10 protein-coding genes are annotated in these 16,568 nt (G+C 70.9%); 2 read left to right on the top strand and 8 right to left on the bottom strand.

Features of this window, described 5'->3' with window-relative positions; translation table 11 throughout:
• Positions 1-45: 45 nt before the first annotated feature.
• Positions 46-2,592, bottom strand: a complete 2,547-nt coding sequence (locus tag O7601_RS15950) for a Tex family protein (protein ID WP_281561926.1) — start codon at positions 2,590-2,592, stop codon at positions 46-48.
• Between the two features lie 62 nt (positions 2,593-2,654).
• Here O7601_RS15950 and dgt point away from each other — a divergent pair, with 62 nt between their 5' ends.
• Positions 2,655-4,166: a dGTP triphosphohydrolase gene (dgt, locus tag O7601_RS15955; protein ID WP_281561927.1), complete on the top strand. Its 1,512-nt coding sequence runs from the start codon at positions 2,655-2,657 to the stop codon at positions 4,164-4,166.
• Between the two features lie 35 nt (positions 4,167-4,201).
• Here dgt and O7601_RS15960 read toward each other — a convergent pair whose 3' ends face one another.
• The 6 genes from O7601_RS15960 to O7601_RS15985 all read right to left on the bottom strand — a co-directional run bounded on the left by O7601_RS15960 (position 4,202) and on the right by O7601_RS15985 (position 11,248).
• Positions 4,202-5,353 carry an MBL fold metallo-hydrolase gene (locus O7601_RS15960; protein ID WP_281561928.1) on the bottom strand — a complete coding sequence of 384 codons (1,152 nt, stop codon included), beginning with the start codon at positions 5,351-5,353 and terminating at the stop codon, positions 4,202-4,204.
• Positions 5,354-5,404: 51 nt separating this feature from the next.
• A complete protein-coding gene (locus O7601_RS15965; protein WP_281561929.1) occupies positions 5,405-6,424 on the bottom strand; it encodes a serine hydrolase in 1,020 nt (339 codons plus the stop codon).
• A gap of 81 nt (positions 6,425-6,505) precedes the next feature.
• Positions 6,506-7,687, bottom strand: a complete 1,182-nt coding sequence (locus O7601_RS15970) for a zinc-dependent alcohol dehydrogenase (protein WP_281561930.1) — start codon at positions 7,685-7,687, stop codon at positions 6,506-6,508.
• A gap of 170 nt (positions 7,688-7,857) precedes the next feature.
• Positions 7,858-8,619: a succinate dehydrogenase/fumarate reductase iron-sulfur subunit gene (locus O7601_RS15975; RefSeq protein WP_281561931.1), complete on the bottom strand. Its 762-nt coding sequence runs from the start codon at positions 8,617-8,619 to the stop codon at positions 7,858-7,860.
• Positions 8,616-10,553, bottom strand: a complete 1,938-nt coding sequence (locus O7601_RS15980; RefSeq protein ID WP_281561932.1) for a fumarate reductase/succinate dehydrogenase flavoprotein subunit — start codon at positions 10,551-10,553, stop codon at positions 8,616-8,618. Before O7601_RS15980 ends, O7601_RS15975 begins: the two co-directional genes overlap by 4 nt.
• 2 nt (positions 10,554-10,555) lie before the next feature.
• Positions 10,556-11,248: a succinate dehydrogenase cytochrome b subunit gene (locus tag O7601_RS15985; protein WP_281561933.1), complete on the bottom strand. Its 693-nt coding sequence runs from the start codon at positions 11,246-11,248 to the stop codon at positions 10,556-10,558.
• Positions 11,249-11,325: 77 nt separating this feature from the next.
• On the opposite strand from O7601_RS15985, the gene O7601_RS15990 reads away from it, so the two are divergent.
• Complete coding sequence (locus tag O7601_RS15990; RefSeq protein WP_281561934.1) at positions 11,326-12,258, top strand: LysR family transcriptional regulator; 933 nt, start codon at positions 11,326-11,328, stop codon at positions 12,256-12,258.
• A gap of 61 nt (positions 12,259-12,319) precedes the next feature.
• Here O7601_RS15990 and hrpA read toward each other — a convergent pair whose 3' ends face one another.
• On the bottom strand, positions 12,320-16,387 hold the full coding sequence (hrpA, locus tag O7601_RS15995) for an ATP-dependent RNA helicase HrpA (RefSeq protein ID WP_281561935.1): 4,068 nt from the start codon (positions 16,385-16,387) through the stop codon (positions 12,320-12,322).
• Positions 16,388-16,568 lie beyond the last annotated feature (181 nt).

The following is a 16,568-nucleotide window of genomic DNA, read 5'->3' on the forward strand; positions in this document are numbered from 1 at the left end:
CGAGACAGCGACGTCCCTGAGATTGTTTGGGTCTTGAGCTGGGTGTCAGAGCAGGCCGGCGCGGCGTAGCGCGTCGGCCATCGCGCCGTCGGCTGGCGCGGAGGCACCGCCCTGACCCTGGCGTACCTGTCCGCCGCGCCCTTGGCCACTCTGCCCGCCTCGGCCCTGCCCCTCGCGGGCCTGGCCACGCTGACCGCCCTGCCCGTCACGGCGCTGGCCACGCTGAACACCCTGCCCGTCACGCTGACCGCCCTGGCCGTCGCGGCCCTGCCCGCCCTGCCTGCCTTGGCCGTTGCGGCTCTGGCCGGCCGGCCTACCGGGGCCCTGACCACCCCGAGCGCCTTGCCCACCGCGGTCCGGCCCGGCTGCGCCGTTCCGGCCGCCACCACGTCCGGCGCCGGGCTCCGCTTCGTCCTCCAGGCGCAGGGTGAGGGAGATCCGCTTGCGCGGCACGTCGACGTCCAGCACCTTGACCTTCACCACGTCGCCGGACTTGACCACGTCGCGCGGGTCCTTGACGAAGGTGCGGGACATCGCCGAGACGTGCACCAGTCCGTCCTGGTGCACCCCGACGTCCACGAACGCGCCGAACGCCGCCACGTTGGTGACCACGCCCTCAAGCACCATCCCCGGCGTCAGGTCACTGATCTTCTCGACACCCTCGACGAAGGTCGCCGTCTTGAACTCGGGTCGGGGGTCGCGGCCCGGCTTCTCCAGCTCGGCGAGGATGTCGGTGACGGTGGGCAGGCCGAACGTGTCGTCGACGAAGTCGGTCGCGCGCAGCCCCCGCAGGATCGACGACTTGCCGATGACCGAGCGCAGATCCTGGCCGGTCGAAGCCAGGATCCGGCGTACCACCGGGTACGCCTCGGGGTGCACGCTTGAGGAGTCCAGCGGGTCGTCGCCGCCGGGGATGCGCAGGAAGCCGGCGCACTGCTCGAACGCCTTCGGGCCGAGCCGGGCCACCTTCTTCAGTTCGGTGCGGGTGCGGAACGGGCCGTTGGCGTCGCGGTGCAGCACGATGTTCTCGGCCAGCCCGGCACCGATGCCGGAGACCCGGGTCAGCAGCGGCGCGGAGGCGGTGTTGACGTCCACGCCGACGCCGTTGACGCAGTCCTCCACCACGGCGTCCAGCGACCGGGAGAGCTTCACCTCGGACAGGTCGTGCTGGTACTGCCCGACGCCGATGGAGCGCGGGTCGATCTTCACCAGCTCGGCGAGCGGGTCCTGGAGGCGGCGGGCGATGGAGACCGCGCCGCGCAGCGACACGTCCAGCCCGGGCAGCTCCTGCGCGGCGTACGCGGACGCCGAGTAGACCGACGCGCCGGCCTCGGAGACCACCACCTTGGTCAGCTTCAGCTCCGGGTGCCGCTTGATCAGGTCACCGGCCAGCTTGTCGGTCTCCCGGCTGGCGGTGCCGTTGCCGATGGCGATCAGCTCGACCCCGTGTGCGGCGGCCAGCGTGGCCAGCGTGTGCAGCGAGGCGTCCCATTGCCGGCGCGGCTCGTGCGGGTAGATCGTGTCGGTGGCGACCACCTTGCCGGTGGCGTCCACCACTGCCACCTTCACTCCGGTACGCAGGCCCGGGTCCAGCCCCATCGTGGGCCGGGCGCCGGCCGGCGCGGCCAGCAGCAGGTCCCGCAGGTTGGTGGCGAAGACCCGGACGGCCTCCTCCTCGGCCGCCTGCCAGAGTCGCATCCGCAGGTCCGCGCCGAGGTGGATGAGGATCCGGGTACGCCAGGCCCAGCGGACCGTGTCGATGAGCCAGCGGTCGGCGGGCCGCCCCTGGTCGCTCACCCCGAACCGGCCGGCGATGGCGGCCTCGTACCGGGTCGGCCCGGTCACCACCGCGTCGACGTCGCCTTCGGCCTCCGGGTCCATGGTCAGGTCGAGCACGCCCTCCTTCTCGCCCCGGAACATGGCCAGGATGCGGTGCGAGGGCAGCTTCGGGTACGGCTCGGCGAAGTCGAAGTAGTCGGCGAACTTGGCTCCGGCGCTCTCCTGTCCCTCGCGTACCCGGGACACCAGCCGGCCCCGCGACCACATCTGCTCGCGCAGCGTGCCGATCAGGTCGGCGTCCTCGGCGAACCGCTCGATCAGGATGGCCCGCGCCCCGTCCAGCGCGGCGGCGGCGTCGGCCACGCCCTTGTCGGCGTCGACGAAGGTCGCGGCGGTCGCGCGCGGATCCTGCCTCGGGTCGCCGAGCAGTGTGTCGGCGAGGGGCTCCAGCCCGGCCTCGCGGGCGATCTGTGCCCGGGTCCGCCGCTTCGGCTTGTACGGCAGGTAGATGTCCTCCAGGCGGGACTTCGAGTCGGCCGCCATGATCTGCGCTTCCAGGGCCTCGTCGAGCTTGCCCTGGGCGCGGATGGACTCCAGCACCGCCGCACGCCGCTCGTCCAACTCGCGCAGATACCGCAGGCGCTCCTCCAGGGTGCGCAGCTGGGTGTCGTCGAGCAGGCCGGTGGCCTCCTTCCGGTACCGCGCGATGAACGGCACGGTGGCACCACCGTCGAGCAGCTCCACGGCCGCGCGTACCTGGCGCTCGGCGACGCCGAGTTCCTCGGCGATCCGCTGATGAACAGAGAGGGTCACGATGTCGCTCCGCCTTCGGGTGTGGGTTCCGTGGTGCATTCTGCCGGGCTACCGTGGCGATCATGGAACCACCTGTGGACCCCCGGGCGCGCCGACTCTTCGGCGGCAGCGCGCGGGCCCTCGGCGACCTCGCGACCAGCCCGTTCCGGGCCGACCGGGACCGCATCGTCGGCTCGCCGTTCTTCACCCGGCTCGGCGGCGTCACCCAGGTGGTCAGCCCGGGCGGGTCCGGGCTGCTGGTGCACAACCGGCTCACCCACAGCCTGAAGGTCGCCCAGGTGGCCCGGGCGATCGCCGAGCGGCTCACCGCCGAGGGCCACCAACGTGACCTGGTGGAGAAGCTGGGCGGCTGCGATCCGGACGTGGTGGAGGCCGCCGCGCTCGCCCACGATCTCGGGCACCCGCCCTTCGGGCACCTGGGGGAGCGGGTGCTGGACCGGCTGGCCCGGCACCGGTTGGGCCTGACCGACGGGTTCGAGGGCAACGCCCAGTCGTACCGGATCGTCACCTCGACCGAGATCCGGGGCGCGGCGACCACCGGCCTGGACCTGACCGCCGCGGTGCGTGCGGCGATGCTGAAGTACCCGTGGACCCGGCTGGACCATCCCGACCCGCACCCCCGGACGATGGATCCGCCGCCGCGCGGCGCGACGCCGCCGCCGGACGACCCGGACAGCGGCTCGCTGAAGTTCGGGGCGTACCGCACGGAGCTGGACGACCTGCGGCAGGCCCGGGCACCGTTCGCCGGCCGGATCGCCGACTGGCAGCAGACCGTCGAGGCGTCGGTGATGGACACCGCCGACGACATCGCGTACGCCATCCACGACGTGGAGGACTTCTACCGGGTCGGCGTGCTCCAGCAGGGCGCGGTGGCCGCCGAGCTGATGGCCTGGCAGCGCGAGGTCGGCCAGCTGCGGGCGATCACCGATTCGGCGCTGGCCACCTCGGCCCGCCGGCCCGGCTCGTCGATCGAGCGGCTGCGTCGCCAGCTGCACCACAAGGACGCCTGGATCGCCGACGACGAGGCGTTCGCCGCCGCCGTCGAACACGTCCGGGAGGAGTTGGTCGAGGGGCTGCTCGCGTTGCCGTTCGACGGCTCGATCGAGGCGGAACAGTACGTGGCCCGTTTCTCCGCCCGGTGGACCACCCGTCTCGTGGACGCGATCACCGTGGGCGAGCAGCCCGCCGTCCGCTCCGGGCACGTGCTGCTGGCCCCGGCCCAGTGGCACGAGGTGCAGGTGCTCAAGTTCGTCCACCACCGGTTCGTGCTGGCCCGTCCCGACCTGGCGCTGCACCAGCGCGGTCAGGCCCGGCTGCTCGACACCCTGGTCGAGGCGTTGCGGGAGTGGCTGCTGGATCCGGAGGAGGAGTCCCGGCTGCCCCGACGGCTGCACGACCTGGTGGAGCTGGCCGAGGCGGAATTGCATCCGCGTACGCCGGACCGGCTCGGAAAGGCGCGCGGGCGGGCCATCGTGGACTTCGTCGCCCAGCTCACCGACGGTCAGGCGGTGGCGATGCTGGACGCGCTCTCCGGCCGTTCCGGTGCCCTCTGGACCGACGCCTTCGTCCTCTGAGGCGACCGGCTCGGGTCCGCCGGGGCAGCGGCGGGTCAGGCGATGGCCTGCCACCAGCCGTCGACCGGCGGCGGGTCGTCGACCACCACCCGCTCGCCGGGGCGCGGCACGGCCAGCCGCACGTCGCGGGCCTTCGCCTCGGCCCAGAGCCGGTCCACCGGCTCGGACCAGTCGTGCAGGGCGAGGTTGAACGTGGCCCAGTGCACCGGCAGGAACAGCCCACCGCGCAGGTCCAGGTGGGCGGCGACCGCCTCCTCCGGGAACATGTGGATGCCGGGCCAGGCCCGGTCGTACGCGCCGATCTGCATCAGCGTCACGTCGAACGGCCCGTACGCGGCACCGATCTCGGCGTACCCGCCGAAGTAGCCGGAGTCGCCGGTGTAGTAGACGCGGCGCTGCTGGCCGGCCACCACCCAGGAGCTCCACAGCGTGCCGTTGCGGCGTAGGCCCCGGCCGGAGAAGTGCTGGGCGGCGGTGCAGGTGATCTCCAGCCCGGCCACCCGGCGGGTCTGCGACCAGTCCAGCTCGATGATCCGCTCCGCCGGTACGCCCCACCGGTCGAGGTGGGCGCCGACGCCGAGCGGCACCAGGAACGGCGCAGACTGCCGGGCGGTCAGTTCCCGCACCGTGCCCATGTCGAGGTGGTCGTAGTGGTCGTGCGAGATCAGGATCGCGTCGATCCGGGGCAGTTCGTCGAGGCGTACCGGGGGTTTGTGCAGCCGGCGTGGGCCGACCGCGGTGGAGGGGGAGCACCTGTCGCTCCACACCGGGTCCAGCAGCACCCGTCGACCCTCGATCTCGATCAGGGCGGAGGCGTGGCCGTACCAGACGATGTTCAGCTCGCGCGCCGGGTCGATGCCGGTCTCGGTGGCCGGCCGCAGCAGCGGTACGGGTGCGCCGGGCCGACGCTTCTGCTTGCCGAAGAGCAGTTCCCGGAACAGGTTGCGGTCGTTGACGGGCACCATGGTGCGGGTGTCCGTCCGGTTGTGGAAGGTGCCGTCGCGGAACTGCGGCGACCGGGCCGCCCGTTCGGCGCGAGCGCCGGCCAGCCGGCCGCCGATCGCGGCCGGCACGTTCCGCGCGGCCCAGGCCGCTCCGGCGAGCCCGGCCAACGCGGCCAGGCCCGCCACCGACCCGGTGATCCGCCGACCGGTCGTCCGTCCGCTCGGCTTGTTCGGCGCCCGCATGGTTCCCCCTCGGTTGATCCCGAGGTCCACGGTAGCCGTCACCGGCCGGGTTCAGCCGCCGTTGCTGGGGCGGTACGGGTGCCTGCGGTGGGTGGTGCCGGCGCCGCCGAAACCGGCGGTGAGGTCCATGACCCGTCGACCCCACCGGGCCCGTGCCTGCACGGCGGGGTGGGTGGCGCCGAAGTCGTCCGCGCCGGTCTGCCCGTCGGCGAAGAGGGCGTAGGTCACAAGTGGCGCACCGGCAGTGTCGAAGATCACTCCCGCTTCGTGTCGGGCGTCGACGAACCAGCCGGCCTTGGTGGCGACGCGGGCCCGTTCGGCGGAGGACATCTCCCGGCGTACCCCGTCGGTGAAGGCCACCGGCGAGCGCAGCAGGCGCAGCACTCGGTCGGTCGAGGCGGGGGAGAGCAGGGTGCCGGCGACCAGCGCCCGCAGCAGGTCGTGGGTCTCCCGTGGGGTGCTGGTGCCCAGGAAGAAGCGGTTCGGGTTGGCGACCGGCTGCACCTGGGTGTTCGGGAAGCCCTTGGCGACCAGGATCTGGTTGACCTCGGCGGCCGGGCAGACCAGCCCGCAGAGCCGTACCGCGGTGTCGTCGGAGACGGTCAGCAGGTTCGCCAGGACGTGGCCGACGGTGACCAGGCTGGGGTAGGCGCCGTCCAGGCTGAAGATGCCGTCCCCGCCGGTCACCACGATCGCCTCGGTCACCTCGACCTGGTGGTCGAGGGTGAGCAGGCCCCGGTCGACCTTGTCCAGCACCGCGACCGCCACGGCGATCTTGTTGACGCTGTACGCCTCGATCCGCAGGTCCGCGGACTCGTTCACCGCGACCAACGGCCCGTCCGGGCCGGCCAGACTGACGTACGCCTGCCAGTTGCCGCCGGCCCGGGTGCTCTCCCGTTGGAAGACGGTGCCGATCCGGGCGGCGAGCCGTTCCAGGTCGCGCGGCCTGACTTCCGTGGTCGCCTCCCCGGCGGGGTCAGCGGCGGCAGGCACCGCGGTGCCGAACAGGGTGCCGGCCGTCGCCACGGTGCCCAGGCCGAGCGCGGTCCTGCGGTCCATCCGGATGGTCACTCGTCTCTCCCATCGGTCCCCTGGTGTGTCCGCCACACACCCTAGGCCGAAGGATCGACGTAGGTGATCCCATCGATGGGCTCACGGGGCGAGGACGACCTTCACGCAGCCGTCCTGCTTCTTCTGGAACATCTCGTACGCCTGCGGCGCCTGCTCCAACGGCAGCCGGTGGGTACGCAGGTCGGTCACACCGAGCGGGTCGTCGTCGGTGAGCAGCGGGATGATCTCGTCAGTCCAGCGCCGCACGTGGCACTGACCCATCCGCACCTGGATGCCCCGGTCGAACATCTCCATCAGCGGCAACGGGTCGACCTCGCCGCCGTACACCCCGGAGATGGAGACGGTGCCGCCGCGTCGGACGGCCTTGAGCGCGGCCTTGAGCGCGACCAGCCGGTCGATCCCGATCTTGTCGATCATCGGCTGGGCGAGCTTGTCCGGCAGCAGCCCGGCGGCGGCCTGGCCGAGCTTGCCCAGCGGCGCGCCGTGTGACTCCATCCCGACCGCGTCGATCACGGCGTCCGGCCCACGTCCGTCCACCAGGTCGATCAATGTGCCGGGCACGTCGTCGAGTTGGGAGATGTCCAGCACCTCCACACCGTGCCGACGGGCCATCTCCAGCCGCTCCGGCACCACGTCGAGGCCGATCACCCGGTCCGCGCCGAGGTGACGGCCGATCCGGGCGCAGAACTGGCCCACCGGGCCCAGGCCGAAGACCGCCAGGGTGCCGCCGGGTGGAGTGTCGGCGTACTTCACCGCCTGCCAGGCGGTCGGCAGGATGTCGGAGAGGTAGAGCCAACGCTCGTCCGGACCCTCGTCCGGCACCTTGATCGGGCCGAACTCGGCGAACGGGACGCGGAGAAACTGGGCCTGCCCGCCGGGCACCGCACCGTAGAGGGAGGTGTAGCCGAACAGCGCCGCGCCCTTGCCCTCGGCGGTGACCTGGGTGGTCTCGCACTGGGCGTAGAGCTGCCGCTGGCACATCCAGCAGGATCCGCAGGAGATGTTGAACGGCACCACCACCCGGTCGCCGGGCTTGAGCCGGGTCACCCCGGGTCCGACCTCCTCGACGATGCCCATCGGCTCGTGACCGAGGATGTCACCCGGCTTGAGGTACGGCCCCAGGACTTCGTAGAGGTGCAGGTCCGAGCCGCAGATGGCGGTCGAGGTGATCCGCACGATGGCGTCGGTCGGATCCTCGATCCTCGGGTCGGGCGTCTCCTCGACCCGTACGTCCCGCTTGCCGTGCCAGGTCAGTGCCCGCATGTCGCCCCCTACGTCGCCGCCGTCCCGTAGCTGACCTGCTACCCGCAACAACGCCCTTCAACCGGACCTACCCCCACCTCCCGCAAGGTTGATCATGAGGTTGGCGGCAGTCGTTGATCTTCAACCTGCCGCCAACCTCATGATCAACGGAGGAGATCTGGTCGGGGTGGTCAGGTGCCGGGGGTGTCGGCGTGGCGGGTGGTGGCGGCCAGGTAGTCGCGGTTGAGGCGGCCGATGGTGGTGAGTGGGATGCCCTTGGGGCAGACCACTGTGCATTCGCCGGCGTTGGTGCAGCCGCCGAAGCCGGCCTCGTCGTGCGCGTCGACCATGCCGATCACCCGGGTGTACCGCTCCGGCTGGCCCTGGGGAAGTAGCGAGAGCTGGGTGACCTTGGCGGCCGTGAAGAGCATGCCGGAGCCGTTGGGGCAGGCCGCCACGCAGGCGCCGCAGCCGATGCAGGCGGCCGACTCGAAGGCGGCGTCGGCGTCGGCCTTGGCCACCGGTACGGAGTGCGCCTCCGGTGCGCTGCCGGTGGGCGCGGTGACGTACCCGCCGGCGGCGATGATCGTGTCGAAGGCGTTCCGGTTCACCACCAGGTCCTTGATGACCGGGAAGGCCCGCGCCCGCCACGGCTCGATGTCGATGGTGTCGCCGTCGGAGAACTGCCGCATGTGCAGCTGGCAGGCGGTGGTGCCGCGCTGCGGGCCGTGCGCGTCCCCATTGATCATGAGACCGCACATGCCGCAGATGCCCTCACGGCAGTCGTGGTCGAAGGCGACCGGCTCCTCACCGGCGAGGATGAGCCGCTCGTTGAGTACGTCGAGCATCTCCAGGAACGACATGTCCGGGGAGACGTCGTCGACCTGGTACTTCACCATCCGACCCTTGTCCTGGGGGCCGGACTGACGCCAGATGCGCAGGGTCAGGTTCACTTGTAGCTCCGCTGCGTGGGGTGGACGTATTCGAAGTTCAGGTTTTCCTTGTGCAGCACCGAGGGCTCACCCGTGGCGGTGAACTCCCAGGCCGCGACGTACGCGAACCGCTCGTCGTCGCGCTGGGCCTCGCCCTCGGGGGTCTGGTGCTCGGCGCGGAAGTGGCCGCCGCAGGACTCCTCCCGGTGCAGGGCGTCGATGCACATCAGCTCGGCCAGCTCGAAGAAGTCGGCGACCCGGCCGGCCTTCTCCAGCGACTGGTTCAAGCCCTCACCGTTGCCCGGCACCCGGACCCGCTGCCAGAACTGGTCCCGCAGGGCGCGGATCTCGTCGATCGCCTTGCGTAGCCCGGCCTCGGAGCGCTCCATGCCGCAGTGCTCCCACATGATCTGGCCCAGCTCGCGGTGGAACGAGTCCACCGTCCGGTCACCGTCTATCGCGAGCAGTCGCTGGATGCGGTCCTCGACGTCGCGACGGGCCTCGACGGCCGCCGGGTGGGTCGCGTCGACCTTGTCGAACGAGCCGGCGGCGAGGTAGTTGGCGATCGTGTTGGGCAGCACGAAGTATCCGTCGGCCAGGCCCTGCATCAGCGCCGATGCGCCGAGCCGGTTCGCGCCGTGGTCGGAGAAGTTCGCCTCACCGATGACGAACAGGCCCGGGATGGTCGACTGGAGGTCGTAGTCGACCCAGAGGCCACCCATCGTGTAGTGCACGGCGGGGTAGATCCGCATCGGAACCGCGTACGGGTCCTCGCCGGTGATCCGCTCGTACATCTCGAAGAGGTTGCCGTACTTGGCCTCGATGGCCTTGCGACCCAGCCGGTCGATGGCGTCGGCGAAGTCGAGGTAGACCCCGAGCTTCGTCGGGCCGACACCCCGGCCCTCGTCGCAGACGTTCTTCGCGGCCCGGGAGGCAATGTCCCGGGGCACCAGGTTGCCGAACGACGGGTAGATGCGTTCCAGGTAGTAGTCCCGCTCGTCCTCTCCGATGTCGCGGGGGTCGCGGTCGTCGCCCTTGGCCTTCGGCACCCACACCCGGCCGTCGTTGCGCAGCGACTCGCTCATCAGGGTCAGCTTCGACTGGTGGTCGCCGGAGACCGGGATACAGGTCGGGTGGATCTGGGTGTAGCAGGGGTTGGCGAAGTACGCGCCCTTGCGGTGCGCCCGCCAGGTGGCGGTGACGTTGCAGCCCTTGGCGTTTGTGGAGAGGTAGAAGACGTTGCCGTAGCCGCCGGAGGCGAGCACCACGGCGTCGGCGAACTCCGTGGTGATCTCGCCGGTCACCATGTCCCGGACCACGATGCCCCGGGCCTTGCCCTCGACGACGATCAGCTCCAGCATCTCGTGCCGGGCGTTCATCTCCACGTTGCCCAGGCCGATCTGCCGCTCCAACGCCTGGTACGCGCCGAGCAGCAACTGCTGGCCCGTCTGACCCCGGGCGTAGAAGGTGCGCTGCACCTGCGCGCCACCGAACGACCGGGTGTCGAGCAGGCCGCCGTACTCGCGGGCGAACGGCACCCCCTGGGCGACGCACTGGTCGATGATGTTGACCGAGACCTCGGCCAGCCGGTGCACGTTCGACTCCCGGGAGCGGAAGTCACCGCCCTTGACGGTGTCGTAGAAGAGCCGGTGCACCGAGTCGCCGTCGTTGCGGTAGTTCTTGGCGGCGTTGATGCCGCCCTGCGCGGCGATCGAGTGCGCCCGGCGGGGACTGTCCTGGTAGCAGTAGGACTTGACCCGGTAGCCCTGCTCGGCCAGCGTGGCTGCGGCGGAGCCACCGGCCAGGCCGGTGCCGACCACGATCACGGTCATCTTGCGGCGGTTGGCCGGGTTTACCAGCTTCGCCTCGAAGCGGCGACGTTCCCAGCGGGTCTCGATCGGCCCATCGGGAGCCCTGGTGTCGGCGATCGGGTCGCCCTCGGTGAACAGATCCATGGTCAGGACACCAATCCGGTGAGTACGGCGAACGGGACCACGAGGTAGCCGGCGCAGAGCGCGACGGCGAAGACCAGCGCCACCGCCCGGGCCCGCTGTTCGCCGCGCGGGGTCTGCTGGCCCAGGCTGCGCAGCGCGCTGAACACGCCGTGCCGCAGGTGGAAACCGAGCGCGACGATCGCCAGCGTGTAGAAGGCGGTGACGTACCAGCGCTCCGGGGCGAAGTCGGCGACCACGTTCGCGTACGGCCGGGACGGGTCGCCGACCGGGTTCAGCGTGCCGGTGGTCAGGTCGAGGATGTGGTAGATCACGAAGAGCAGGATGATCACGCCGCCCCAGCGCATGGTCCGGGCGGCGTAGCTGCCCCGGACCTTCTTGCGGTGGGCGTAGCGCACCGGGCGGGCGGCGCGGGCGCGCAACGCCAGCACCGTGGCGGCCCAGATGTGCAGCAGCACCGCCGCCAGCAGGCCGACCCGTTGGATCCACAGGAACCCGGCGCTGGGCAGCAGCGGGACGCCGATCTCGCGCAACCAGTGCGCGTAGTGGTCGAACGAGGACGCGCCCGAGAAGATCTTCAGGTTGCCCAGCATGTGGGCGATGAGGAACAGCACCAGCAGGATGCCCGTCACCGCCATGACGGCCTTGAGGCCGACATTGGAGCGGATGGGCGACCGGGTTCTCGTCGTGACTACCACTCGACCGACGCTAGGAGGACTTCGATCAGTCGTCCAATGCATCGACACCGCAGTCTTGATAGCCATAAGCTATGTAGATGCAGCTCCATCAGCTGAAGTACTTCGTCGCGGTGGCTGAAGTACGACATTTCACCCAGGCGGCCGACATCGTCGGCATCACCCAGCCCTCATTGAGTAAGCAAATTCACGCGTTGGAGGACACCCTCGGCGCACCCCTGTTTGAGCGGGTAAGGGGCAACATAACCCTGACCGCGGCGGGGGAGGTGCTGCTGCCGTTGGCCAAGCGGATCCTGGCCGACGTCGAGACCGCCACCCGGGAGGTGCAGGAGCTGGCCGGCCTGCGGCGTGGTCGGGTACGCCTCGGCGCCACCCCCAGCCTCGCCACCTCCCTCGCCCCGCCGGTGCTCCGCCGGTTCCGTGACGCCCACCCGACCGTCGACCTGCGGATGGAGGAGGGCGGCTCGCAGGATCTCGTCCGTGACCTGCTCCGGGGTGATCTCGACCTCGCGCTGATCATCATGCCCGCCCAGGGCACCGATCCCGGCCTGCGGGCCGACCCGATCCTCACCGAGAGCCTGGTGGTCGCCTCGGTCGACCCGGTGCCCACCGCCACACCCGGTGCCGACCTGCGCATCACCGACCTGCGCGACCAGCCGATGGTGATGTTCCGCGAAGGGTACGACCTGCGCGACGCCACCCTCCAGGCGTGCCGGGACGCCGGCTTCGAACCGACCCTGTCGGTGGACGGCGGGGAGATGGACGCGGTGCTCAGCTTCGTCGAGGCCGGGCTGGGTATCGCCGTGGTCCCCGGCATGGTGGTGGCCCGCCGGACCGGCGTCCGCGTCACCCGGCTCGCTCCTCCGGGCGTACGCCGCACCATCGCCGTGGCCCGCCGCCGCGACGCGGTGCCCACCCACGCCGGCCGCGAACTACGCCGCATCCTCCTCGACTACATCCACACCGCCACCGCCACCGCCCAACTCCCCCCCGGCGTCGAACCCCTGCCCTAGCTCTTGTCGATCATGAGGTTGGCGGCAGTTTTTGATCTCAAAAGTGCCGCTAACCTCATGATCAACGAGGCTGGGGGGTTTCGGCGTCGTCCATGGCGCGGTAGATGCGTTGTTCGGAGACGGGGTGGGGGGTGCCTAGGGCCTGGGCGAAGATGCTGACCCGCAATTCTTCGATCATCCAGCGGATCTGGCGTACCTGCTCCGAGGAGCGTCGGGCCGGGGGCAGGGCGGCCAGGAACTCGTCGTACTCGCGCTGCACCACCGCGACGCGGTCCTGCTGCTGTTTGTCCCGCGCCGGGTTGCCCGGCAGCCGGTCCAGCCGACGCTCGATCGCGGTCAGGTAGCGCAGCAGGTCGGGCAGCCGGGCGTAGCCGGCCTCGGTGATGAAGCCGGCGTGCACGAGACCGGTGAGCTGGTTGCGGACGTCGGCCAGGGCGGCCACCACGGCCAGGTTCCTCGTCGCGCCGAGGCGCTGCTGCACCGCGTACGCGGTGGCGAGCACCGCCCGGACCCGGTCCATCACCGCCACCACCGTGTCGACCAGCTCAGCCCGGACCTTCTCGCGCAGCGCGGCGAAACCCGCCTCGTCCCAGACCGGCCCGCCCGCGTCGGCGATCAGCTTGTCGATCGCCGCGCCGGCCGCGTCCTCGATCAACGCCTGCACCCCGCCGTGCGGGTTGCGGGACAACGCCAGCTTCGCCTCGTTGCTCAGCCGCCCCTGGAGGAACTTCGCCGGCGACGGCACGGTCAGCCGCAGCAGCCGACGGGTGCCGGCCCAGTGCGCGGCCTCCTGCTCGCCGGGTGAGTCGAACACCTTCACCCCGACCGTGGCGCCCTCGTCCACCAGCGCCGGGTAGGCGGTCACCGCGTACCCGGCCCGTACCTGCTCGATGGTGCGTGGCAGCGTGCCGATCTCCCAGCCGGTCAGCCCCGTGCGGGCCACCTCCGGCGCGGCGGCGGCCACCACCTGCCGTACCTCCGCCTTGAGCTGACGTTGCAGGGCCGGCAGGTCCTTGCCCTCGGCGACCGGTTTGTCGTCGTCACCGAGCACCCGGAAGGTGACCCGCAGGTGCGGCGGCAGCTTGCTCAGATCCCAGGCGTCCCGGGGCACGGTGACCCCGGTCATTCGCCGCAACTGCCGGGTCAACGCGTCCAGCAGCGGCTCCTCGCCGGGGGTGATCGCGGCGAGCGCGGCGCGGGCGTAGTCGGGGACCGGCACGAAGTTTCGTCGTACCGGCTTCGGCAGCGACCGGATCAGCGCGACGACCAACTCCTCACGCAGCCCCGGCACCTGCCAGTCGAAGCTCTCGGCGGGCACCTGGTTGAGCAACGGAAGCGGGATGTCCACCGTCACGCCGTCGGCCGCCGTACCCGGGTCGAACGTGTAGGTCAGCGGCAGCGCCACCCCGTCGGCCCGCCACTCGTCGGGGTAGTCGGCCTCGTCCAGCCCGCCCCGGCCCGCGTTGACCAGCAGCTCCCGGGTGAAGGTGAGCAGTTCGGGCCGCTCCCGGCGGGTCTTCTTCCACCAGCTGTCGAAGTGCCGCCCGGAGACCACCTCGGCCGGGATCCGCTCGTCGTAGAACTGGAAGATCGTCTCATCGTCGACCAGGATGTCGCGCCGCCGAGCCCGGTTCTCCAACTCCTCGATCTCGGTCAGCAGCCGCTGGTTGTCCCGCCAGAACTGGTGGTGGGTGGACCAGTCGCCCTCGACCAGCGCGTGCCGGATGAACAGTTCCCGGCTCAGCGTCGGGTCGATCCGACCGAAATTCACCTTGCGGGAGGTGACCAGCGGGACGCCGAAAAGAGTGACCTTCTCGTACGCCATCACCGCCGCCTGCTTCTTCTCCCAGTGCGGCTCGCTGTAGCTGCGCCTGACCAGGTGCTGGGCGAGCGGCTCGACCCACTCCGGCTCGATCCGCCCGTTCACCCGCCCCCACAGCCGGGAGGTCTCCACCAACTCGGCGGCCATCACCCAGCGGGGCGGCTTGCGGAACAGTGCCGAGCCCGGGAACAGGGCGAACTTCGCCCCGCGCGCGCCCAGGTACTCGTGCTTCTGCGCGTCCTTGAGGCCGATGTGCGACAGCAGGCCCGGCAACAGCGACTGGTGCACCTTCGGTGTGTCGATCTCCTCCGGCAGATCCGCGCCGACCTGCCGCCGCCCGCCGCCGTCGGGCGCGGCGTCCGCGCCGCCCCGCCGGCCCCGCCCCCGGCTCCTGTCCTCAGGGGTACGCAGCACCTGCCGCAACTGGCTGACGATGTCCTGCCACTCCCGGACCCGCAGGTAGTTGAGGTACTCGGCCCGGCACATCCGGCGGAACGCGCTTGAGGAGAGCGCCCGCTGCTGCTCCCGCAGGTACCGCCAGAGGTTGAGGTACGCGACGAAGTCGGATTCGGCGTCGGCGAACCGGGCGTGTGCCTGGTCGGCCTGCGCCTGCTTGTCCGCCGGCCGCTCGCGCGGATCCTGGATCGACAGCGCCGCGGCGATCACCATCACCTCGGTGGCGCAACCGTTGCGTTCGCCCTCCAGGACCATCCGGGCCAGCCGGGGGTCGACCGGCAACTGGGCCAACCGTCGGCCGAGGGTGGTGAGCCGCTTCGTCGGCTCTGCCTCGGCCGGATCGAGCGCGCCAAGTTCGTGCAGCAGGTTCACGCCGTCGGTGATGTTGCGCCGGTCCGGGGGGTCGATGAACGGGAACGCGGCGATGTCGCCCAGACCGATGGCGGTCATCTGGAGGATGACCGAGGCCAGGTTGGTCCGCAGGATCTCCGGGTCGGTGAACTCGGGACGGGAGTCGAAGTCCTGCTCGTCGTAGAGCCGGACGCAGATGCCGTCCGAGGTACGCCCGCAGCGGCCCTTGCGCTGGTTGGCGCTGGCCTGCGAGATCGGCTCGATCGGCAGCCGCTGCACCTTCAGCCGCTGCGAGTAGCGGGAGATCCGGGCGGTGCCGGGATCCACCACGTACTTGATGCCGGGCACCGTCAACGAGGTCTCCGCGACGTTCGTGGCCAGTACCACCCGCCGCCCGCCGTGCGGGGCGAAGACCCGGTGCTGCTCGGCGACGCTGAGTCGGGCGTACAGCGGCAGGATCTCGGTGCCGAGCAGCGACCGCTTGTTCTGCACCAGCTTGCCCAGCGCCTCGGCGGTGTCCCGGATCTCCCGCTCACCGCTGAGGAAGACCAGGATGTCGCCCGGCCCCTCGGCAGCCAGCTCCTCTACCGCGTCACCGATCGCCTGGATCTGGTCCCGGACGTTCTCCTCGTCGGCTTCCTCCTCGTCGCCTTCGGCGACCTCGACAAGCGGCCGGTAGCGCACCTCGACCGGATAGGTTCGCCCGGAGACCTCCACCACCGGCGCCGGCTCGCCGTCGGGATGCTCGGCGGTCGGTGGTCCGGCGAAGTGCCGGGCGAAGCGGTCGGTCTCGATGGTCGCCGAGGTGATGATCACCTTGAGGTCGGGACGGCGGGGCAGGAGCTGCCGGAGGTACCCGAGAATGAAGTCGATGTTGAGGCTGCGCTCGTGCGCCTCGTCGATGATCAACGTGTCGTACTGGCGCAGCGTTCGGTCGGTCTGTAACTCGGCCAGCAGGATGCCGTCGGTCATCAACTTGACCAGGCTGTTCTCGCCCACCTGATCGGTGAAGCGCACCTTGTAGCCGACCACGTCACCGAGTTCGGTCCCCAACTCCTCGGCGATCCGGTCGGCCACCGTACGCGCGGCCAGCCGCCGGGGCTGCGTGTGCCCGATCAGGCCGCCGATGCCGCGCCCCAGCTCCAGGCAGATCTTCGGCAGCTGAGTGGTCTTGCCCGAGCCGGTCTCGCCCGCCACGATCACCACCTGGTGATCGCGGATCGCCGCGGCGATGTCGTCCTTACGCTCGCTCACCGGCAGACTGGCCGGGTAGACGATCTTCGGGACCGCCGCTTTCCGCCGCTCCAGCCGCTCCTCCGCCGCAGCCGTCTCCGCGACGATCTCCGCCAGCACCGACTCGCGTCGCTGCGGGTCGCGTAGCTTCCGCAGCCCGTCGAGCCGACGGCGCAGGTGACGCTGGTCGCGGAACATCAGCGGAGAGAGGCGACGCTGCAACTCGCGGACGGATTCGGTCGCGGCGGGTGAGGCTGGATTCTGCATGTCGTGGCCAAGAATAGGCAGCCGACCGCCGGTCCGCCTCCCGGTTACCCACTGGTGCTCGGTGCGCCGGTTACCCACTGGTGCTCGGTGCGCCGGTTACCCGCTGGTGCCCGGCGTGGCGGTTACCCGGTGGTGCCGGGCGTGGCGGTTACCCGCTGGTGCCGGGCGTGCCGGTTACCCG

This window comes from Verrucosispora sp. WMMD573 (genome assembly GCF_027497175.1).
Classification (GTDB): Bacteria; Actinomycetota; Actinomycetes; order Mycobacteriales; family Micromonosporaceae; genus Micromonospora.